24 protein-coding genes and 1 tRNA gene are annotated in these 19,288 nt (G+C 38.5%); 1 reads left to right on the forward strand and 24 read right to left on the reverse strand.

The annotated features are described in order from the left end of the window. Positions 1-216 precede the first annotated feature (216 nt). A complete protein-coding gene (locus tag HMPREF9009_RS16830; RefSeq protein WP_004303094.1) occupies positions 217-411 on the forward strand; it encodes a hypothetical protein in 195 nt (64 codons plus the stop codon). A 101-nt stretch (positions 412-512) separates the two neighbouring features. Here HMPREF9009_RS16830 and HMPREF9009_RS16835 read toward each other — a convergent pair whose 3' ends face one another. The 24 genes from HMPREF9009_RS16835 to HMPREF9009_RS16955 form a co-directional block, all read right to left on the reverse strand. Then, the gene (locus HMPREF9009_RS16835) at positions 513-713 is read right to left on the reverse strand and encodes a hypothetical protein (RefSeq protein ID WP_049702785.1); all 201 of its coding nucleotides are present in this window, start codon (positions 711-713) and stop codon (positions 513-515) included. Between the two features lie 41 nt (positions 714-754). Continuing rightward, positions 755-1,282 (reverse strand): hypothetical protein, encoded by a 528-nt coding sequence (locus HMPREF9009_RS16840; protein ID WP_049703361.1) that lies wholly within the window; start codon positions 1,280-1,282, stop codon positions 755-757. A 99-nt stretch (positions 1,283-1,381) separates the two neighbouring features. Next, positions 1,382-1,455: transfer RNA gene (locus tag HMPREF9009_RS16845), tRNA-Thr, on the reverse strand. Between the two features lie 10 nt (positions 1,456-1,465). Further along, positions 1,466-2,080, reverse strand: coding sequence for a hypothetical protein (locus HMPREF9009_RS16850; protein ID WP_049702786.1), 615 nt, complete (start codon positions 2,078-2,080; stop codon positions 1,466-1,468). Positions 2,081-2,082: 2 nt separating this feature from the next. Continuing rightward, a complete protein-coding gene (locus HMPREF9009_RS16855) occupies positions 2,083-2,463 on the reverse strand; it encodes a hypothetical protein (protein ID WP_049702787.1) in 381 nt (126 codons plus the stop codon). A gap of 2 nt (positions 2,464-2,465) precedes the next feature. After that, positions 2,466-2,921 (reverse strand): HK97 gp10 family phage protein, encoded by a 456-nt coding sequence (locus HMPREF9009_RS16860; protein WP_049702788.1) that lies wholly within the window; start codon positions 2,919-2,921, stop codon positions 2,466-2,468. Beyond that, entirely contained in the window at positions 2,918-3,229 is a 312-nt protein-coding gene (locus HMPREF9009_RS16865; RefSeq protein WP_049702789.1) for a hypothetical protein, read from the reverse strand. Before HMPREF9009_RS16865 ends, HMPREF9009_RS16860 begins: the two co-directional genes overlap by 4 nt. Continuing rightward, positions 3,223-3,555: a hypothetical protein gene (locus HMPREF9009_RS16870; RefSeq protein ID WP_049702790.1), complete on the reverse strand. Its 333-nt coding sequence runs from the start codon at positions 3,553-3,555 to the stop codon at positions 3,223-3,225. The genes HMPREF9009_RS16865 and HMPREF9009_RS16870 overlap by 7 nt, the downstream gene beginning before the upstream one ends. A 9-nt stretch (positions 3,556-3,564) precedes the next feature. Continuing rightward, positions 3,565-4,692 carry a major capsid protein gene (locus tag HMPREF9009_RS16875; RefSeq protein WP_049702791.1) on the reverse strand — a complete coding sequence of 376 codons (1,128 nt, stop codon included), beginning with the start codon at positions 4,690-4,692 and terminating at the stop codon, positions 3,565-3,567. Positions 4,693-4,713: 21 nt separating this feature from the next. Then, the gene (locus HMPREF9009_RS16880) at positions 4,714-5,298 is read right to left on the reverse strand and encodes a hypothetical protein (RefSeq protein ID WP_049702792.1); all 585 of its coding nucleotides are present in this window, start codon (positions 5,296-5,298) and stop codon (positions 4,714-4,716) included. 19 nt (positions 5,299-5,317) lie between these two features. Further along, a complete protein-coding gene (locus HMPREF9009_RS16885) occupies positions 5,318-6,022 on the reverse strand; it encodes a hypothetical protein (protein WP_049702793.1) in 705 nt (234 codons plus the stop codon). Between the two features lie 300 nt (positions 6,023-6,322). Then, entirely contained in the window at positions 6,323-7,981 is a 1,659-nt protein-coding gene (locus tag HMPREF9009_RS26015) for a hypothetical protein (RefSeq protein WP_198154756.1), read from the reverse strand. Positions 7,982-7,984: 3 nt separating this feature from the next. Further along, positions 7,985-9,433, reverse strand: coding sequence for a phage portal protein (locus HMPREF9009_RS16900; RefSeq protein WP_049703363.1), 1,449 nt, complete (start codon positions 9,431-9,433; stop codon positions 7,985-7,987). A gap of 342 nt (positions 9,434-9,775) precedes the next feature. After that, on the reverse strand, positions 9,776-11,218 hold the full coding sequence (gene terL / locus HMPREF9009_RS16905; protein WP_049702795.1) for a phage terminase large subunit: 1,443 nt from the start codon (positions 11,216-11,218) through the stop codon (positions 9,776-9,778). Continuing rightward, positions 11,202-11,693 (reverse strand): helix-turn-helix domain-containing protein, encoded by a 492-nt coding sequence (locus HMPREF9009_RS16910; protein WP_049702796.1) that lies wholly within the window; start codon positions 11,691-11,693, stop codon positions 11,202-11,204. Before HMPREF9009_RS16910 ends, terL begins: the two co-directional genes overlap by 17 nt. A gap of 77 nt (positions 11,694-11,770) precedes the next feature. Continuing rightward, positions 11,771-12,622 (reverse strand): GREB1-related protein, encoded by an 852-nt coding sequence (locus tag HMPREF9009_RS16915; protein WP_049702797.1) that lies wholly within the window; start codon positions 12,620-12,622, stop codon positions 11,771-11,773. After that, on the reverse strand, positions 12,609-13,394 hold the full coding sequence (locus tag HMPREF9009_RS26245) for a ParB N-terminal domain-containing protein (RefSeq protein ID WP_232313599.1): 786 nt from the start codon (positions 13,392-13,394) through the stop codon (positions 12,609-12,611). Before HMPREF9009_RS26245 ends, HMPREF9009_RS16915 begins: the two co-directional genes overlap by 14 nt. 78 nt (positions 13,395-13,472) lie before the next feature. Then, positions 13,473-14,942 carry a P-loop NTPase fold protein gene (locus HMPREF9009_RS16925; protein ID WP_049702798.1) on the reverse strand — a complete coding sequence of 490 codons (1,470 nt, stop codon included), beginning with the start codon at positions 14,940-14,942 and terminating at the stop codon, positions 13,473-13,475. Between the two features lie 40 nt (positions 14,943-14,982). Next, positions 14,983-15,546 (reverse strand): hypothetical protein, encoded by a 564-nt coding sequence (locus HMPREF9009_RS16930; protein ID WP_049702799.1) that lies wholly within the window; start codon positions 15,544-15,546, stop codon positions 14,983-14,985. Between the two features lie 91 nt (positions 15,547-15,637). Beyond that, on the reverse strand, positions 15,638-16,120 hold the full coding sequence (locus tag HMPREF9009_RS16935) for an ASCH domain-containing protein (protein ID WP_083444237.1): 483 nt from the start codon (positions 16,118-16,120) through the stop codon (positions 15,638-15,640). Then, positions 16,110-16,919, reverse strand: a complete 810-nt coding sequence (locus HMPREF9009_RS16940; protein WP_232313674.1) for a hypothetical protein — start codon at positions 16,917-16,919, stop codon at positions 16,110-16,112. The genes HMPREF9009_RS16935 and HMPREF9009_RS16940 overlap by 11 nt, the downstream gene beginning before the upstream one ends. After that, positions 16,807-17,571, reverse strand: a complete 765-nt coding sequence (locus HMPREF9009_RS16945) for a helix-turn-helix domain-containing protein (RefSeq protein ID WP_232313600.1) — start codon at positions 17,569-17,571, stop codon at positions 16,807-16,809. Before HMPREF9009_RS16945 ends, HMPREF9009_RS16940 begins: the two co-directional genes overlap by 113 nt. 42 nt (positions 17,572-17,613) lie before the next feature. After that, on the reverse strand, positions 17,614-18,897 hold the full coding sequence (locus HMPREF9009_RS16950) for a PcfJ domain-containing protein (RefSeq protein ID WP_049702801.1): 1,284 nt from the start codon (positions 18,895-18,897) through the stop codon (positions 17,614-17,616). Further along, positions 18,894-19,286, reverse strand: a complete 393-nt coding sequence (locus tag HMPREF9009_RS16955; protein WP_049702802.1) for a PcfK-like family protein — start codon at positions 19,284-19,286, stop codon at positions 18,894-18,896. Before HMPREF9009_RS16955 ends, HMPREF9009_RS16950 begins: the two co-directional genes overlap by 4 nt. Positions 19,287-19,288 lie beyond the last annotated feature (2 nt).

Below are 19,288 nucleotides of genomic sequence, written 5' to 3' on the forward strand. Positions count from 1 at the left end.
AGAAGAATAAGCATCTTTGCAGTGTTCTAAGACCAAGGAACGATTTTTATTTCAACGTATTAGGGAGTTGATTCGCCTACTATATCACAATATAGGCTATCAATTCCCTTTGCTACATAATCCTAATGCGTTGCAATAGATTATGTTCCTTGGTCGGAAAGAATAGGGGAGAGATAGCCTTTTTCTATAATATATAAATTACTATTCATTAGCGCCATGACCAAGGAAAATGAGAACGTATCTGTAGCGAATAAAAGGAACTACACAGAAGAAGAAATCAATGCTGCTTACAAGAAGGGCAAGGATGAAGGAAGAATTGAAGGGATGCTCGCTTATCAGAAAAGATTGATTGAGAATCTACAGCGGGATAATGCATCTCTCAATCAGAAGCTTCAGGAGATTAAAAAATAATCCCCCATATCTTCACAGATACAAGGGACTAGAAAACATACTCTAAACCAATTTAATAAAAAAACAGTTAACCTAATATATAAACACAATGGCAAATTACCTTATCGTTTGACCTTTCCAGCAATATCGTTATATTTCTTTATCCTGACTGTCTTACTAGGGTCATCAAAAGACGGAAGTTCTACCCACTCATAATCTCGTCCTTCAACATTTCCGTCTTCGTCAGTCATCTTATTACGCTGTCTCATCACAAATGAGTACTCCTGAAGTAATATCTCTATTAATCCATAGCTACTATCCAACGTTTGATTAAACGTTAATCCTAGAGCTTCCTTTGCAATAACTAAGAATCTACTTTGGTTATATCCTTCCAGCTTTGCAGATTCTTCCGAGCGGCTATTATCTCCGTCTCTCGTAGCGGGCTCACGTTCCGAAGCATCGTGATAGAGGTACAAAAAGGGTGGTACCCTATGCGATATATGATTGCATTGAATAATATGCGTATATCCTCCCATGTCGTATTGTCAATGAGGGCGTTTTTAAACCATGCCGGCGGATCACTTGGCTTGTTATGAATGCCCAGGCAAACGACATCGAGAAGTAGTCCTCCATATTTATTCATCAATTCTGGAAAATCAGCATTCAGCTCACCATCTTTAACAATCATTTTATCAATATCTTCTTTTTCAATTTCAAGGAGAAGTGGACGAATTCTAAACCATGTCCGGACAGTGATAGGCTTTATTACAATACAATCACCGGGATCCTTTCCTTTCGGAATAGAATCTCGGTTAGTAAAATCAAATGGAATCTTGACAGGCTGCTCCGTTACGGATTCCGATTCTTGCTGAAATAAGTTCTTTATACTCATAATTTCCTCAAGGAGCCTAGCCCGTTGTACTTCCAGGCAATACATTCAGTTATTCGCGACTAACTTTCAATACTTTCGGCTCCATTCTTCAAAAGTTTGCTCCTGCAGGCGGATTCGAACCGCCGGTATCTACATAACCAATGTAGCGCTTTTACCAACTAAGCTATACAGGAATCCAATTAGTTATTTCTTAGCTGCACTTGGAGCAGCTTCTCCGCCTTCGACATTCGCAGCATTCGCTGGGGCTTCTCCGCCTCCGGCAATAGTAACTACTTCGCGCATGAAAGCGGTCTGTCTCTTACCGTCTGCAGTAACAGCAGCTTGCATATATACACGAACAAGCAACAACTCTGCTTGCTCTGATCCGGGAGCCTGTGAAATCTTTGAGGCGATCTTGCCATTTACGATGGTATAAACGACCTTCTTACCGTCTTTAGGTAATGTTTCACACTGGAACGTTTTAGAGATAGAAGGAGTACTAAGAGGCTTTTTCCAGATATTTTTTCCTCCTGTTGTATCTACTTCACCGCCTGCCAGTTCTTTAAGGACTTCATTGGATGGAGTAGGGATGGAGAACTCAACATAATCTGTCGTATCTTTCACCAGTTCAACATAAAGGGGTTCTTCACTACCTTCTACTTCAATCTTCACTTCCTTGGGATCTGCAAAGTTAAATGCAACACTTCCTTTTGTCGGAAGAGGAAAATCTTTGAGGTCCGCTCCTGGAACACCGTCACCGACTGTTCCGAATTTAATTTTACCTACGCCCATAGCGATAGGTCTTACTTCTCCTGTCATAATTATTGATCTATTAAAATTTCTAATCTAATATTTGTACAAGCAAAGCCCTCTTTGAAGTCCGGCATTGGAACACTCCAGAGAACTGTCACTTCTTTACATGTACCGTCATTGCTATTGATTGAATCAAGCGATTTCCTTACCTTACGCCTAAGTTCCTTCATGCGCTGACGTCGGGGCATGCCGTTTTCATTCAAGGGGACAAAGATATTGACGTTAACAGGTACTTTATTAATGAAGTCGAGCTCATTCAATTGCAGGTGATTGATAACGATATGTTCATTAGTAACACCCGATTCCGATGCATCTTTGTAAATCATAACATTAGTTTTTGCAGTAATCACAGCATCGTAGACTATATCTACAGCGTCGAATTCATCCATAATCAAATCTTTCTAAAAACAGATTTCAATGTATCTCTTAGATATTTCTCACATTGCGTATTAGCTCCTGAAACTACTTCATACCCTTTAGCTTCTACGGATGCCGCGTATTCCATTCCTGCAACACCAACCAACACGTAACCACCGGAATGAGACAGAGATACTTCTTCTGCAAGCCTACGCCCTTTATACTTACCGGTTGTCTTATCAGTTCCTTTTTCACTTTCGGTAAAGTTCTCTGCAACCACTTTTCCGTTTTTCGCAATTATATATCCAATAGAGCTTCGAAGGTTACCTGTCTGGTCTTTATATGAACCACTCCGACGAGCCACTTCGATAAACTTTTCACCTCCAGCTTGCAGGAAAACAAGCATCTTGTCTTCCGCTTTGCTTTGAAAGTGTTCAAACCAACGTTCCATTTCATCAAAGGTGAATAGGGGAGTCATGCCGTTTCTCATACGTTAATAATTGAATGTGATTGATAAGGTTCCCAACAGATAATCGGTACGTCAATACCTTTGGAAGCGACTTTCAAACGCAAAAACTTACTACCTGATTGAGGCTGAATTTTGGTATAGAAATAACCATGCACTTGCGCTTCATCACCAGCCGAATTACGTTTATAGACAACAGTACCATCACTTACAGGATCATAACGTCCGGGAACGGATATTTCAATCGGTTTCCCCGGAACCCATTCACCGTTTACTGTCTTTCCGTTAACGTCGATAGTGACTATCGCTGTATGTGGATATCGTTTTACCATCTGTTACCAGCCTTTCCTTTGATAATGATTCGTTTCCCGAGTTTACCGGCTTTCTCCGGCTCCCCGTTTTCTATATACAGTTGTTTTGCAGTCTGGACATAGAAAGAACGGGGATGAGTGATAGAAAGCTTATTCTCACTGAAATCTTGTGAGTTTACTAACATGGCGTACGTATCAGCGACACAAAGACCGACTTGCTTCATGCTTTCAGCAGTACATTCTGCTTCGGAGTTGATACCCCGCTTAACGAAGACTACCTTATCCAAGAAGCCTTTCATATCCTCAATGGAGGGATATTCTAGTATTGTTTCTCTGATTGTTGCCATAATAGATGATTAATAACCCTCTTCGTCTGTTTTTTCAGTATCTTCACCTTCCGTCCATGCCTGGCCATCAGTTTTCATGATGTACATTGCATCAGGGTCATTGATTACTGGAATTGCGTTAGCTTCCGCTTTAGTCCACTCTTTGAACGGTTCCAGTTCAGACCACTTGCTGATAAAAACAAAGTCTTTTTTCAGCGTGGAAGCTTTCTTCTTGTACTCGACAGAGTGTTCTGCTGCAATAGGTCCATGCTGAACGTCGCCACACTGCAAATCTTCCAAGAAACAAATATTGGCAGCTTCCCATGGATTTACTGTAGTACGTTGATGAGCGGCATTCTCAATACGAACGGATGGACTTACAAGAACGATCTGAACACCTTCCGTATTCTCTTGGGCAGCAAGATACTCATTGATAACTTTCTTGGAGATAGTCAGCTTTTCTTTCTGATTAATCCAGCCCCTAACCTTTTCGATAACTGCCTTCTGTTTCTTCAATAGAGCAAATCTATCTTTGCGCATCACTACATATTTGATAGTAACACCTTCGGCAGAAGCGGCAACTACGGTATCTTCAATATCCTGCAAGCCGTCGGCCGTTGTAGACTTAGACCAATCCACAGCAGCAACTTTCTTGTTTTCATTAGGCATACCACAGCCTACAAATTCTTCGGTAACAATACCATTGTTATTGCTTGAATTGAGAACGAATCCACCTTTGGACATCAACTGCATACACCACCATTCAAAACGACCGCGAACAGCATTATATACAAAATCCTGATCTTTGAACGCAAGGTCAAGAATAGATTTCAAATCCGAATCACCTTCACAATCCCTGCTAAGTTGCTGGTATTCATTCCAATCACTTTCGTTCATACCGCGTTTTACAGCAGTCTTAGGAATATCACCTGACATCTTACCGATAACTTCACGTTTCTTTTGAGGTGCGGAAGAATCGAATGAAATAACGTCAGCGATAACTGGTGCACCTTTCTCACCTGTAAGAGTCTCCCATTTCAGAGAGTTCTTCTGCTTTACACCGAAGAAATTAGGGAAAAACACCGGCTTAACCTTACGCGAGTTAAGGCGGGCGCCCATATTCTTACGGTTCACTTGTTTAATTAAACTTCTTTCCATATATAGTTATGAATTAATGGATTACATAAAACGGATAAAATGAAGCAACGCTTTAATAGCATCATCAACAGGGTAGGGCATTACTGCTTCATTAACAGTACCACGCACCAAGAGACCTGACTGCTGGTTAGCTACGGTCACATCAACCTTGTTCATGGTGATAACCTCCGGGGTATACTTGAACTTTGCAGCTTTGGCAGCAGCTTTAGCAGTTACAAGTACTAACACATCATCTACTTTCACAGCCCCAATCGGACCAGCAAGAGTTATTGTGTCATAGGCCGGGGCGGTCTTGTCGATTGCGGAGATTACATCGGAAGCTCCAGTTAAAGCACCGCCGATTGTAACCGCTTCCCCAACTTTAAACACATGATTCTTTGCTACCTGAATAGCTACCGCATCGGCAGCAGCTACAGCCGTAACTCTTCCAGTCTTAACAATATGATAAAGACCGTTAGTGTCCTTACCCACCATAACAAGCGGAGGAAGTTCATCAATGATTCCCTTCAGTTCCGCACGGGCAATAGTTCCACCGCCCTGAATGTCCTCGATAATCTTTTCGATTCCGGGGGCATACTGAAATTCACTTTGCTTTTTTCTGAACATAGCTTTTAATTATTAATTATTATTCTTCAAGTCCAAGGCTGGCAGTCCCGTTATTAACACCTTCCTCGTCCTCCATTAGTTCCAGCCATTCTTTCTCTGAACGTTCTTTGGGCTTGTAGGAATTAGGCTTGTAATCACCACCGGCAACCTCATCATCTATTACTGACTGTCTGATTTCAGCGTATTCTTCTTGCAACTCTTTAATCTGATCTTCAACAGAAGTTTCAGAATTGACATCAATACGGTTAAACCACTTTTCAGGCAGTTTTGCATCTGCAAATAGTGTTCTGGCTGATGCCTGTTTCGTGGAAGTTGTGACTGTTGATACGACAGAAGATACCGATGCGGTCAACTCGGAGATTTGCTTCTGTTGGGCTTTCAATAGCTTAACTACAGATGCGGGCAAATCTTCGAAGTCTTCATCATCGTCTTCTTCATCATCGTCATCGGATTTTACTGTTTTCTTAGTCTTTTTAGCCGACTTGATAGGTTTACCATCCTTTAAACCATTGTTCTTTTCATACTCGGCAATAGCATCCTTTTTTGCTTTTTCTATTGCGGATGTGCTTTCAAGATCAGGAAGAATATTGTCTTTGAACAAGGCAATATAAGTATCAATATCCTCCTCCTTTTCGATTTTGAAGAGTTTCTGAACCTTTACAGCGTACTTTTCGTTTACACCTGCGGCTTTCAAGCCCTTTTTAATAGCATCAATGATTGTCATAACGATTTTCTATTAAAATATAAGGGGAGTAAATTTTTCCTGCTTATATATTTTATTTCAGAATCAAATGCATATATTTGTAATTATGTCAAAGTATAAAATGGATTATATAGAAGATAGACACGAATATTACAATGTGTATATATCTAAGTGTACACAATGCAAGCATTTTAATTTTGATAAATTAAAATGCCCGGCATACCCTAATGGCATTCCTGTTAAGTACCTTGATGGTTCACAGGTACATGACAAAAGAGAAAGCGACCAAAAAGGGGAGTTCGTCTTCCTAAAAGAATCCAATTAACGAGTTTTCGCTTTTGTATAATTCCATCCCATTTTTTCAGATATCCGTTTCCATAATATATGATAATGGACCACTGAAGCCATTGTTGGGGATAGTGTATTATTATTGATTCTAGCAGTAAACTCTACTCTTAGTTTGTTATTCTCCCGATTCACTAGCTTTTCGAATTTACTAATTGTAATTCCCCATCCTTCTTCGGGACGTTTCATAGCGAATGTATAATTAGGTGTTACAGCTCTCATTTCTGATACATTATGAGCTATTGCAAGATACATATCAGCCGGACTGAATGAGTTACCTATTCGTCCCAAACTCTTTTCTGGTTCTTGCCAGCCTCTTGGGTGATTATGTGTGAAAACGCAATCTTTCATCTTTGCACATTCTTCATCCGTAAACGCAACACTATATTTGGCTCCGCGCTTATCGATTACAACATTACCATTCCTGTCAAATAGGACTCCTGTCTCAAAGCTTTTATTCAGGCGTATTTCATTCTCTGTGTTGGTTATTTTGTTATAGAGTTTTCGCTCATTCCATTTTTGTTTAATATTTGCAATTTCAGAATCAGTCTTGATACGTTTAGGTTTAGAAACCTTTATAACTTCATTCGTAATAGGTTGGGAAACTATTTCTCTTTGTAGTCCTCCATCATTGGTAAAGTTATCCTTGTACCAGAAAGCCGATTGCAATCCATCTTTATTCTCGATGACGAAATCCTTTGCTCCCTGGGGAATGTCTGTAATAACCTGCTCTTTCGGAACTGTGTCATTCAGCAGGAAATCAGCAAAATTTTCCGGCTCCATGGTGATAGGAGTGGCAAAGCAGATACAAAAAGGATGAAAGCCTGTAAACTTGAACGTTTTCGGATATTTACCTACCATCGCATCACAGATCTTGCACGGTCCTCGATTATTGGCCGAGCGATGTATCTCAATACCTAATATGAAGTCTTGTTTGCTCCAACGTTCATAGTCTGCACTCCGGTAAGCTGTGTTCGTCGTTGTTGCAGATGTCCGGAGAGCGTTCTTATATGCAGAACGATAAACGCCTTGTCCTGGGTGGTAATCTTTCATCGGTTGAGACAAAACTAATTCGCCTTTCTCATTCCGGATCCTGCGAAAGCGTTTTTGGGGATTTTGCAAAATTTGCCGTATATCACTACTGATTCCGTTTGAATTACGTCCGGCAACTACGCCACTATCAAGATAGAATTCGAGTTGCGATTTCGTCTGCTGTGTAATATTCCAGACCCTATCAGATAATTTGAATCCGTTAGCGTCTATATCATTTTTTAGAGCTTCAAATGCAGATAGACTATGGGAAAACATACCATCTTTCGTTGCACTGGAAATAGCCATTCCCTTGATGAACTGGGAAATAAAATCATCATTCTTTCTTTCTGCTCGTTCCCAACCGTCCTTTTGAAATGCAGAGATATTAGCATATAGCATTGATTCAAGATTCAGCAGTTCCCGGTCAACTGCACTCTCTATTCCCTGATTGCTTATCCATACATTGTTTTTCCCCGCATCAGACCATTTACGGAGATACGGGGAAACAGAAAGTATAAACTGATTAAAGATATTGGCTATTACGGCCTGCTGTGCAGCAATTTTCTGTATATGTTGTTTATCGTAGAAAGAAAGTCCGGGCATAGCTTAGAAAGTTGCTCCTATGAGTGAATTATTCTGTGCAGTTTCTTTCTCATCATTCTTCTTACGATTCAGTTCCGCTTCCACATCATCTGTATAGGGCGAATTTTTAATAATCGTCTCTTTACTATTGAATTGAGAAGCAGTTTCAAGGTTCTTGAGTTCTTCCGCCAAATCCTGTGGGAGAATACTACCAAACTCTACCTCAATGTAGTTGTCATTTAGCTGTGATGCATATTTTGTATGTGTAATATTTGCCATTCCTGCTTGGACGATTGCTACTGTTCGTTGAACAACTGGACCAAATATTTCCATCTGTTCAGTAGCTTTTATCTCTGCATCAATCAGCATAAAACGACGTGAAGTGCCGCTAAGGTTGCCAAGTCCCATTAGTTTATTTATAGACAAGTCCGGACTGGAAGCTCCGGAATGTATTGCATCATCCAGTTGGTTTAGTTCAAGTGTAACGGATTCACAAGATTGTTGCCATGCAAGATAATCTGCATCACCGTGATACGATGTACCGGTATCTGAATCAACCTCCATACTGAAGTTCAATTCCTTACCAACCGTTTCTTTGCTCGGAAGGTTAGCTAAACCATAAGTTTTCAGTATAGGTTCAGAAAAGTAATCATTAGTATCTGATAGCCGGGAAAGTCTCATTTCTTTCTTGTCAATCAAATTAGCAACATCTTCCCAATCCGGACAATCGACCTCGGCATATACTACCGGAATCTTGCCAAAACGATTCTTTATCTTTTTCACTTGCCATACACCGTCCATGATACCGGAGTAGATAACATCTTTCGTATAAATTTTCACGCATTCGCAAGTACGGCCATTGACTTCTGCATTGTATTTATAGAGAAAACCGTCCATATCGTCGTCCTCATCAAAGTGTGGATAGAATTCACATTCGACATTACTATCCTTGGGAGTAGAAAGAATCTTAACTTTCAACTGACTTTTTCCATCGTTCTTGGTAACAGGATAGAATACAATAGCAGCCTTGGTTTCAGACAACACTTTGCGAGCAAACTCTTTCAATACAGATTGCATCTTGAGTTTTCGCTTATAGACTTTTTTGAACTCGCAGAGCCCGTCGTTCGAATCTTCTGCTGTGATAGTCATTTCACCACCAAATAGAAAAGCAACAGAATTACGAACGATCTTTTTAGGTAGGTTGGTTACGACCTTAGCTACATCGACAGTCTTGTCTTCTAGTCTCTTTGGCTTTTCGGCTCCTGTTTCGGGGTCAACTTCTACTTCTGTATCTGAATATACAGCAATCTTTTTAGGCTCCCGATACCCGACAGATTCTTTACGTCGGGTTCTGTCTCCATTGTATTCCTCCATATATTCACGAGGATTACGATTTTCACGGGTATCAACGCATAAATCACCTACTATGCTACCGAAATCTTCATTTTTCAGAATATCCTTAATGTCTGGCATATACTTTTCTTTTAAAATATACGCCCTAGAAGTATTTCCTGAAGTGGTAAGATAACATTTTTCAAAATTCATAGGTGTTTTCTCGGATATAGGCTGAATCATTTTGTATTTTCGCAGAGCGAGGCAGAGCAATATCGAATTAATTTTTAATTCGGTATATTATGTTTTGTAGAAAAAATAACAAGAGAAAGAAATTAGGTATAGTCACTCTGTATCTACTGATCCGATTAAAATATTGGATGTATAAAGAACAAGAAAAAGGTAATCCAGTCTTACAACTTTTATTGATGCTAGTTGATTTTTTCAGTAATTAATATTTGATTTAGGCATGAATGAATATAACTATCCACGCCCTACCTTACGAGTAGATGTTTGGAACTTCAAGCCAAGTGATTCTGCAAATTCTGCAAGAATTGTCATTCCGTCCGGAGCGTCGTCGTGAGCGTTATCACCTTCACGCTTGTAGCTAGTGAGTGACTTCATAAAACGCCAATAATCCGAACCTTTAGGGTATTCTGATTCGTCTAAGAATACACAATGCTTCTTTATCCAGCCAGCCTTCATAATGATACGTGTTTCCTTGTGCTGGGTTGTTGGCCGGGCTTGTATAACACACGATTTCTTTTTTGATGTAACAAGCTTACGCACATTGATAGCAAAGATACGACCACCATTATTTGACTCAATGCGTAGCTGATCGCACTCGGTATCTATTACCATTTGTGCCAGGCGCGGTTCTGTAACTTCAACAGGATCCTTTGTGAAAAGAATATCAGTAATGAAATATTTCGGTCCGAACACCTTTGCGAATGGTGCGCAGAAATCATCATCTCCTTTATCGGCTGTATCACAAGCTCCGAGTGTCCCATCAGGTTTCTTTCCTGCAATATCGGCTAGTTTGAAGCGCATGAGAGACGATTTTGGGAATAGTAACCCTTTGGACTCGAATGGTTCCTGCATATATTCGGCCATCCAAATGCTTTCGTCGGTTTCAGAACGTAGTTCCCGGTAATATTCCGTAGTATGTACATCAGCGCAAAAAGTTTCATCATTCTCATCTAGTGCAGCGATCCGGATGATTTCATTATACTTGCCAGCTTCTTCCATACGTCCGAGGACATCACTAGAAGACCAGCGGGTACCGATGTCAATCATACAGCAGCTTCCCTCAATACGTGAATCGTGCGTACCTTGTTTCCAAGACCATACCTTTTCATTGTTATTGTCAGATAACGCATCTTCCAGGCTCTTGTATAAGTCGTCGGTCATGGCGAGCATAGACGCACCGAAGCCGATCACGGTACCACCAACACCGCCACCGAAATAAGATACCTGGCGAGCGCCTTCCACATTCCAACTTTTCACATTCTGTTTATCACCTTTCAGATGAATATCAGGGAATATCTCTTTGTAACGCTTCGATTTTACAATATCACGGGTATCATACGAAAGTTTGTTGTATAGAGTATCAGAGCAACAATTACGCATTACGGATTCTTCTGGAAAGTGTCCGTACATCCAGGCAATGAATAGGGAAGATATATAAGACTTTCCGGCACGTGGCGGCATACTTACAGCAAGACGATAGATAATATTAGCTAAATAGGAGGTATACACACGCATGAACGCTTCGGCTACTTTCTTCAAGAATAATCGTTTGGCAAAGAACTTAGGATCATAGTATAAGCAGAAAGCCCAGAAATCATTCCGGGCTTCACGCTTACGAAGTATAGTCGCTGCTTTCGCTCGCCTAAGCAATATTTCTCTCTCACTCTTTTTCGCCACGTACTATAGCTGCTAATTGTTCATCTGTCATTGATTCCAGTTCATCGCTAAGATTCACATTTGCGTCAATCTCTTTGCGATCACGCCATTTCTCCGGCTGCCGATTCTTCAACCAAAAAATAGCAGCTGTCGTATCAGGTGGGTAATGCTCAATATATTCTTTTGAGTCTGTTATTCTTCCTTCGGTTGTTGCAAATTTTGTTGCCTTACAGGAATAACCGATAGCACGATTATATAGCCGAGATGCAACGTTCGCATCCGCAATATTCTTTCCTTTTTTTAGGGACTCAAGAAATTCGGGATAGTCCTTTTTCCATTTGTTCAATGTTTGTTCGGAAACAGAGAAAAATTCGGCTAGCTCTTTATCCGTTGCACCCAACAAACAAAGCTTTAGGGCCTGATCGGAGAACTCTATTCTGTACTCTGATTTACGCCCTCTTTTTTTCTTCTCGGCCGGATTCTTCTTCTCTGTCATAAACTAACAATAACTAACAAATAGTGATAACTCTTGCCTTAGCTTGGATAATCTTCAAATTAAAATATAAATAGGGGCTACTTTTTACAGTTCTCTGGAATTACTTTAGGAACAGCATTATTCCAATTAATACTATGGTGTAGGCGTCTATATACACTTCCCATTGGGCGTATCTTTGTACAAGAAGGAGCATACATAATTGTGTAGAAAGACTTAACATAAGTCCCACTATCCAAATATATATCAGTCATCCCGCCATTTGATTGTTGAGTTGTTACTTGATTCAAAGAAACATGTGGAATCTGAAAAAACAAATTTCCTCTACTTCCTAGTAAAGTGTAGGTGTTTACATCTTCATTAATTTTACCAAAAAACTTAAAAGGCATGTTTGTATCACAAATAAATGAGTTCATTGCTTTCCGTTTAAGTAATTCACCACGAACTATATTATTCTGCTTTCCTCCGATAAAATCTCCTCTTTGAGCTAATGCAACAGCTAAAGCACCTGTTTTATTTTTGAAATCAATTAGAGCATCAAGTACTTTATCAAGATTGATAATGTTTTTCTGCTTCATTTCACCATATTGATTATAAGTGTATGAGAATTCCGTATAATCATCATCTAACTCAATAAAATATTGGTAGCCTTTTTCTTTTGCTATTTCAAAAGAAGCATTTCTCGCATAAATAATAGCTCGACGATCATTGAAGTTATCACCCTCATCTGTTTCTGATGCTATTTCTTTTTTGTCGAATACATATATGTTCTCGTAGTTTTTGCGATAACGATCTATCTTCGGATCTTCATTATCTAATACTATGATAATATCACCTGTATAGCCACATTTCCGTAATGTTTTTACTGTATGTACATTGTCAGGACGCCCATGTGTAAGTATCAATGCAACGAAGCTATTATTTTTCATCATTGCTATAATCCTCCAAATATGAGTCTGACAATTCTTTCTTTAAACAAACATATCCTAGTTCAATAGCTTTATTAAAATCTATAATGACAAGAGCTGAATTTTCCATTAAATTTTGAATGATGTTGTTTGAATGAGCATAAAATTCAGCGATTTTTCCATAATCGAAAACAATGTGCCTTGAAGCTGCAAGCTGAAGAAAATCTTTAGTCTGCTTGTCTAAATTACACCCCTGAATTTGTTTCATCAGACAATTGTAAGTTTCAAGATTATAGAGTTCTGATATTGCCGGTTTATTGCCAGTCGGTGTGTAGACTGGAGATACTATTTTTTTTGTATAAAGATTATTATCTTTCTCATCGTCAGAATTATGGATATCAGTCGAAAGTTCGATCTCGTCTACTGAAAACTCCCAATCATTCAATACATCAGGCGAGAAGTTTTCTATCACTAACTTCCAATCGAATTCAGAAGTATCGGAAGTATGATTATCTGCTAGAGCTAGCAGTTTTCTCTTTTCATCTTCCGTAGATAGGTCTTTGCGCTTAATAACAATAAGCTCGGTACCGTCAGACTCAACAATACGCACTTTGAGTCCTAACTTTTGAGCTTCTTCATACACGCCATTTCCAGCGATTAACACATTGTCACGGTCGGCCAATACGGATCGACCGGCTCCACATTCAACCAGACTTTTGTGGATAAGCCGCTTGTTTTCGTCCCCATGGATACGATAGTTCCGGGGATCAATTGTAATTTTTTCTTTTTCTTCCATGACCAAGGAATTTCAATTAAAATATAGATTCCTTGACTATTTCCTTTTTATTATGCTTGACTGTAAAAAACGTATATATTAGATAATAAATTTTTTATTAAGATAATCAATTATATTATTAATTTGACCAAAGATTAGTGATGGAACTTTTTCTTTTGCATTCCAAATCGGTATATCAAAGTCTAAAATTTGATCACCATCAATACAATTATAAATAGTAGTATACCGCTGACAATCTTTAATTCCTCGTGCAATTTCTCTATAGTACACAATGTCTATCTTGTTTTTTTGAACTTCAAAAATAATATTCTTTTCAAACATAGGAACTAAAACCCAGTATTTACCTATAATCTTCACAAGTTCATCATAAGCAGTATTTACATTAATTTTGTTGAAGTCAATTCCAAATGCTTTCAACAAAGCTAACAACTTTGTACAGTCAGAATCAGAAGTAATATATTTTCCTCCAAGTTTCAGATTTAATTTTATATCTTGCTTTCTTATTAAATTATTGGCTTTACCGATACGTGCTTTTATTATACGCAAATTACTTTCTGCCGTTTCTTTATCATCCATCAATGAAATAATGGTACATGATAATAAGTTACAGAGTGTTGGGTATTTCTCCAAATCTCTATCCAATAACACATTGGTAATATACCATTTTATTTTTTCTTTTAATGAATAGATATATTCTTTGCTGTTTGAAAATTTGCTTATATAACCTGTAAAGTCAGTCTTATCTCCATAAATATGGGCATATATCTTCTTGATATTATCAATATCGCAGACTGTGATTATTTTATCTAAGCAAAACTTGTTATCTCCACATGTTTTATCAAATTCAACCGGTCCAGGAGTATATCTATCAAAATGAGCGGAGAAAACATTGAGTATCCTAAAAATGTGAGCAGGATCTATTCTATCAAGATCTTCTATGATTAATACAACCTTTTTTGTCGGATTCTTCTTTTTATATTCTCGAATGATGTCACAAATTAATTGCGAGATAGTATCAAATTCATATATTGAACCTTTTAGTGAGTCGAATTGGGTGATATATGATTCATATGTTTCATCATCTGACTTAAATTGTTTTTTATATGTTGCAAATTTATCCTTTACTTCTTTGAGCTTTTTAATAACATTGCTAATATTAATGTCAATTCCATAGATGTTTATATCCGGGATTATGCTCAAAATATCCAAAAACTTATCTTCTTGATTATTTGTGAAAAAGTAATAGAACAAAGAAGCCGCATTCAATTCTATTTCATTGATATTAATCTCCTCACTTGAAAGTAGTTTAATTAATATATCCCTTTTTATCAATTCAAATATGTCTTTATTATCCATTACTTGATAATTTACAGGATATATCGGAATGAACAGATAATCATTTGAATATTCTTTAATAAAACTACTGATAAAGTAGCTTTTTCCATTGCCGAATTTAGCTGATAATATGCATCTTGAATTAGCGTCAAGATATTGTTTAAAATCCTTGAGATAAGGTTCTATTGGAATCATATTTTCTTCTGTAGTCATGTCTTTGTTGTTTTTTCACCAAAAGTAATAATATTACAAATTAAAACAATGAACTTCCATTTATTTTCTTTCTAATAAGTTCTTGTACTCCGTTATAAATCTCATATAGTTGTTTCAATGTTTCCGGGCCTTCCCAATCGGAAAAATTTCCGTCCTGGAAGAAGTGAAACTCAAAAACACGGGCTGCTACCGGACCTAAATCAAGGCTTTCAAATGTATCTCTTACTAAATGCAGTTTATTTAGTATTTCAGCATTTCTATCTTCTGATTCATCCGGGATATCTTCAATATCCAGCCTGGAATAATCTACATTATCATCCACAGGCAGGGGCTTGTATCTACTCCTATATTGTGAAGTAGGAGAGGATGCGTTTAGCTTTATCATCTTCAAAACAAAGAAATCAAGCTCTGTGTAGCCATTTCTTTTTGTTTCAAGTAGTTTATCCAGTAACCTGCTTTTCTTTTGAAGGAGCGAACAAATGACCTCATTCAAGACGTCTGTTGCTTCGTCTGAAATACCAGCAAGCCCACAATGATACAAAGAGTAATCAAGCCAGCGTTCGTAGCGTTTAGTTATGTAATTATTTACTGCTTCACTTGCCATAAGCACAAAGATTTTATATATTTGCTGTTCCTAATAAGCAATACAAGCTTTGTGCTTATAATAGTGGTCGGCGGTGGTACGCCGGCCGCTTTCATTTTCTAGCATTACTTATACTCAATAGTGGAATTATTGCTTCAGCAATATCCGTTGACATACTGACAATAGCTTTTGAAGTATTCGTTTCCTCCCAGTCATAATTCCATAAACCCAATTTTCCTTTTACATTTTCAATTGGCTTTTCAAAGAGAACGGGATTAGCGAGTATCCAGTGATAAACACCTTTATCCGCCCATATTGAGGGATGGTTTTGCACGCAGTCTACAATCTCCACACTACCGATGATGGAGCCAAAAGGAAGATCGTTGAAACCTACACGGCTCATAGGTGTATTAAGAACCTTTAGTCTTTGATTTGGCTGTAAGCAGCCAAACTTAGCAATATCACCCTTTGCGCTTGAATGTATAAGTACACGTCCACGGAAATTTGTTCGCCAACTCCGGTTCTCAATATCTTTGATACCATGAACGATCAATGAGGCCCACGGCTGTTTTACTGTCAATACTTTAACTCTCATTTTCTTTACTCTTAGCAATGTTATAATTACACAAATACATCCCAATATCTTTTTCGGCAATGTCTGCAGCAGGAATTTTTTCGCCGTAAATTGTATGTAGGGCTTCGTTGTCGCCCTTCCATGCCTTCCAAAGTACTTCCGGGGTATATTTCTCCGGAAGGTGCGGAAAAAACTTCAGGAAGGCATCAAAACTCTGCATAGCTTCTTCTCTAGCAATTTGAATACTTTTTGCTCCCAGGACAATATCTTTGGTAAGCGTTTCAGAACGGGAGTATCCCTTCTCTGTATCTTGGCGTATCCTGACGCTTTCCTTATGCTCAATCTCACGGCGTCTGTCTTTGCAAAAATCAGCAAGCGCTACCATGATAGCTTGATTGTTGATTTTCGTCCCCCATACAAATTGTCCTCGGCTGCCATTTTTTAGCTGGGAGAAGAAAATACATAACTCGGCTAAATTCAGGTACCAGTAGCTGGATAGTATCGACAAGGCTGTTTCCGCTAGCTGGGCATTAGTCAATTCAACACCGGCATATCTCAATACAGATTTCAAATGCTCGGTAATGATCTCTATCGATGTTGAGTTGCTAAAGCTCCTGTTTACATCTGCCAGAGTAGGTATATGCTCTGCATTAGCCACGTCATATAAAGCGACATTACAGTTTAACTGCGCGATTGTCCCACTCCATTCAGCGACCAATTGAGAGGCTGTCGATCCAGTCTGTAAGGCCTGTTGTATCGGAGTTAACTCCTTTTGGGTTACTATTGTCTCCTGGACTATTTGCGACGGTCTTAGCACCACCTGCAGTCCTGTTTTTATTAGTTCTCCGTTCATCTTTCTTGTTTTTAAGTTCAAATATTAACCATCGGGCAAAATGAGACATCGCATCTTTAGGTGACTTCGCTGTTTCCCCCTCATTTTGCAATTTCATAAAGAACTTCTCCAGATACCCATAAAAGGTTTCTAGCGTGAATTCAGGGTTGCCGGAAGAACGAGTATTCATCGTTACTGTTTCCGCCCATGACCGATTTGATTTCAGTTCAGTATAACAGTCGTCCAAAGACTTGTCGAAAAAACTATCAGCCGGAAACAGATCTCCCACGCGTAAGGGAGATATTGTCTTATTGTCTTTAGTCTTATCTTTAATGTTAACCGTTTTACTTACCCTTTTACTTACCGTTTTACTTACCTCTTTACTTACCGTTTTACTTTCGTCAAGTAAGTAATAAACTGGCGATTTTGCATTCTTTTTACCCGATTCGAAAGTTATTAAACCTTTTTGCTGCAATCTGTTCCTAACTTCAATGACGGTCTTCTCTGATATACCGGTTGCGAGGACGATAGTCTTGTTGGGATGTTCAAACGGATTCTGCCAACCCCGAATATTGCACTCATTCAAGAGATAGAAGTACAAAAAGACTTCGTTCGGGCTGAATTCTACACTTCGATTCATCTTCCAAAATTGGTTTATATAATCTATATAGGTCATTGTATGCTATGCCGTCAGTTTCTGACGTATTAAGTTCATATTCTTTGTTACGAGCCCGATAATACGGTCATGATATTTGGTATCATGATTAAGGACGCCTTGAGATTGAACGACACGTAATGTTTTTAGATTGACTTCAACCGTTTCAATGCGTTTATCTTCAATACGAGCTGACAAAATCAGGCTGTTCTCACGTTTCCAGTATTCATTAGTAAATACACAATGATGCATTTTATCTCCCTCTTCCTTAAAATCTTCGATAGATTTTAGAGGTATAATAGTCAATTGATTATCAGTGATAACCAAATCTTGAAACTTACTTATTCGCTCGAGGAATTTATTAATAGCTTCTTTTTGCTTTAGCATCTCTTGTTCCCGTCGTTCTTTTTCAGCTTTTTCCTGTTCTTTCTTACGCTTGGCTACATAGTAGTCGTGAGCTTTACGCAAGTTCTTAGGGCAAACATAAAAAGCATTATGAAGATCCTTGTGATAGCGATCTAGTAGTTCCAAATAATCAAACCACATTGGAGCATCTTTAATCTGATATTTATTACGAAGACAAATTTTTATAGATGGCCAATACTTATCAATTTTATAGCGGTGTCCCTCGAAATAATCTATTAATTCATAACGTCTTGCCTTTAGAAGTGTTTCAGCCTTGGGAGAATGGGGAATTGTATTGGCGGCAGTAAGAAATGACATACCGCGTAATTTACAATCTATACCCATTCGAATATATTTAGGTCTAAAGACAGAGGCCGGATGATAGCGTTCGCAGTAAATATCATTGTTATGATTGTAATAATACGATCCAACAACTTTATTCCGTATCTCCAGTTCTCCGCACCAGCCATTGAAGCCCATATTATTGGCTCGAGCTACTACTTCCCGGTTACCGTCGTCTTTTATCCAATGTTGTAGTATCTCACGAATATAATAACGAGGCTTTGTTTCTGCCCGGTAATAAGCAATCAATTCAAAACTTCGGATAACTTGGAATTCCTCACAAATTTCTGCCTTGCCAATAAACATTGTCTGTTTATTGATACGCTTCCTCGACTGTTCTATTTTCAAAGACGTATCACAATGAGGACAAACAGCACGTTTACGTTTTACAAGTTCCGGAGCGAAGCGTTGGCCGCACTCCATACAGATAATACGTGACTTGGTTGCATATCCTATATGTTTCAAACACTCATTCTTAGCCCAGTCAATCATCAAACTCTCAATATTAGGCAGCTGGCTACTTAAACCTGCTACTCTAAGCTGTAATTTCGTTCTTGGCTTCATAAGTCTTCAAATAATAAAAATTGTCCGGAAGGTATTTGCTTTTTCATCCCTTTACGCTTATTAGGGGCAGAAGCAGACTTTTTAATTTCTGGTTGTTCTGTAGATGCTTCTTTTTTCACATTTCCAGCTGATACCTTATAATTGGTTTGCTTACTAACTTTGATATCATCTTCATCGTAGTAATGAACTGCTAATCCGAATACTTCATCATCAGACATACATACAACGCTACCACCGCGTTTTTTTGCCTGACTTATGATATAGTCGTAGCATTCATCTATTTTCTTATTTGGCTTTGCATAGGAGGTAGCAAAGAGAGGGTCACGCTTTGCTCGCTCTTCTAAATATGATTGAATAACCTGTTTAGGTGATTGATATTCTTTTCCCATAG

This window comes from Bacteroides sp. 3_1_13 (genome assembly GCF_001185845.1).
Classification (GTDB): Bacteria; Bacteroidota; Bacteroidia; order Bacteroidales; family Bacteroidaceae; genus Bacteroides; species Bacteroides xylanisolvens.

Coding starts and splice junctions, on each gene's coding strand:
- HMPREF9009_RS16955 (WP_049702802.1), bottom strand. CDS start 19,286: ATGGGAAAAGAATATCAATCACCTAAACAGGTTATTCAATCATATTTA.
- HMPREF9009_RS16930 (WP_049702799.1), bottom strand. CDS start 15,546: ATGGCAAGTGAAGCAGTAAATAATTACATAACTAAACGCTACGAACGC.
- HMPREF9009_RS16870 (WP_049702790.1), bottom strand. CDS start 3,555: ATGGCAACAATCAGAGAAACAATACTAGAATATCCCTCCATTGAGGAT.
- HMPREF9009_RS16935 (WP_083444237.1), bottom strand. CDS start 16,120: ATGAGAGTTAAAGTATTGACAGTAAAACAGCCGTGGGCCTCATTGATC.
- HMPREF9009_RS16950 (WP_049702801.1), bottom strand. CDS start 18,897: ATGAAGCCAAGAACGAAATTACAGCTTAGAGTAGCAGGTTTAAGTAGC.
- HMPREF9009_RS16880 (WP_049702792.1), bottom strand. CDS start 5,298: ATGTTCAGAAAAAAGCAAAGTGAATTTCAGTATGCCCCCGGAATCGAA.
- HMPREF9009_RS16860 (WP_049702788.1), bottom strand. CDS start 2,921: ATGAGAAACGGCATGACTCCCCTATTCACCTTTGATGAAATGGAACGT.
- HMPREF9009_RS16865 (WP_049702789.1), bottom strand. CDS start 3,229: ATGGTAAAACGATATCCACATACAGCGATAGTCACTATCGACGTTAAC.
- HMPREF9009_RS26015 (WP_198154756.1), bottom strand. CDS start 7,981: ATGCCCGGACTTTCTTTCTACGATAAACAACATATACAGAAAATTGCT.
- HMPREF9009_RS16840 (WP_049703361.1), bottom strand. CDS start 1,282: ATGAGTATAAAGAACTTATTTCAGCAAGAATCGGAATCCGTAACGGAG.
- HMPREF9009_RS16910 (WP_049702796.1), bottom strand. CDS start 11,693: ATGACAGAGAAGAAGAATCCGGCCGAGAAGAAAAAAAGAGGGCGTAAA.
- HMPREF9009_RS16925 (WP_049702798.1), bottom strand. CDS start 14,942: ATGACTACAGAAGAAAATATGATTCCAATAGAACCTTATCTCAAGGAT.
- HMPREF9009_RS16945 (WP_232313600.1), bottom strand. CDS start 17,571: ATGAATCGAAGTGTAGAATTCAGCCCGAACGAAGTCTTTTTGTACTTC.
- HMPREF9009_RS16850 (WP_049702786.1), bottom strand. CDS start 2,080: ATGACAGGAGAAGTAAGACCTATCGCTATGGGCGTAGGTAAAATTAAA.
- HMPREF9009_RS16855 (WP_049702787.1), bottom strand. CDS start 2,463: ATGGATGAATTCGACGCTGTAGATATAGTCTACGATGCTGTGATTACT.
- HMPREF9009_RS16885 (WP_049702793.1), bottom strand. CDS start 6,022: ATGACAATCATTGATGCTATTAAAAAGGGCTTGAAAGCCGCAGGTGTA.
- HMPREF9009_RS16830 (WP_004303094.1), top strand. CDS start 217: ATGACCAAGGAAAATGAGAACGTATCTGTAGCGAATAAAAGGAACTAC.
- HMPREF9009_RS16875 (WP_049702791.1), bottom strand. CDS start 4,692: ATGGAAAGAAGTTTAATTAAACAAGTGAACCGTAAGAATATGGGCGCC.
- HMPREF9009_RS16900 (WP_049703363.1), bottom strand. CDS start 9,433: ATGCCAGACATTAAGGATATTCTGAAAAATGAAGATTTCGGTAGCATA.
- HMPREF9009_RS26245 (WP_232313599.1), bottom strand. CDS start 13,394: ATGGAAGAAAAAGAAAAAATTACAATTGATCCCCGGAACTATCGTATC.
- HMPREF9009_RS16915 (WP_049702797.1), bottom strand. CDS start 12,622: ATGATGAAAAATAATAGCTTCGTTGCATTGATACTTACACATGGGCGT.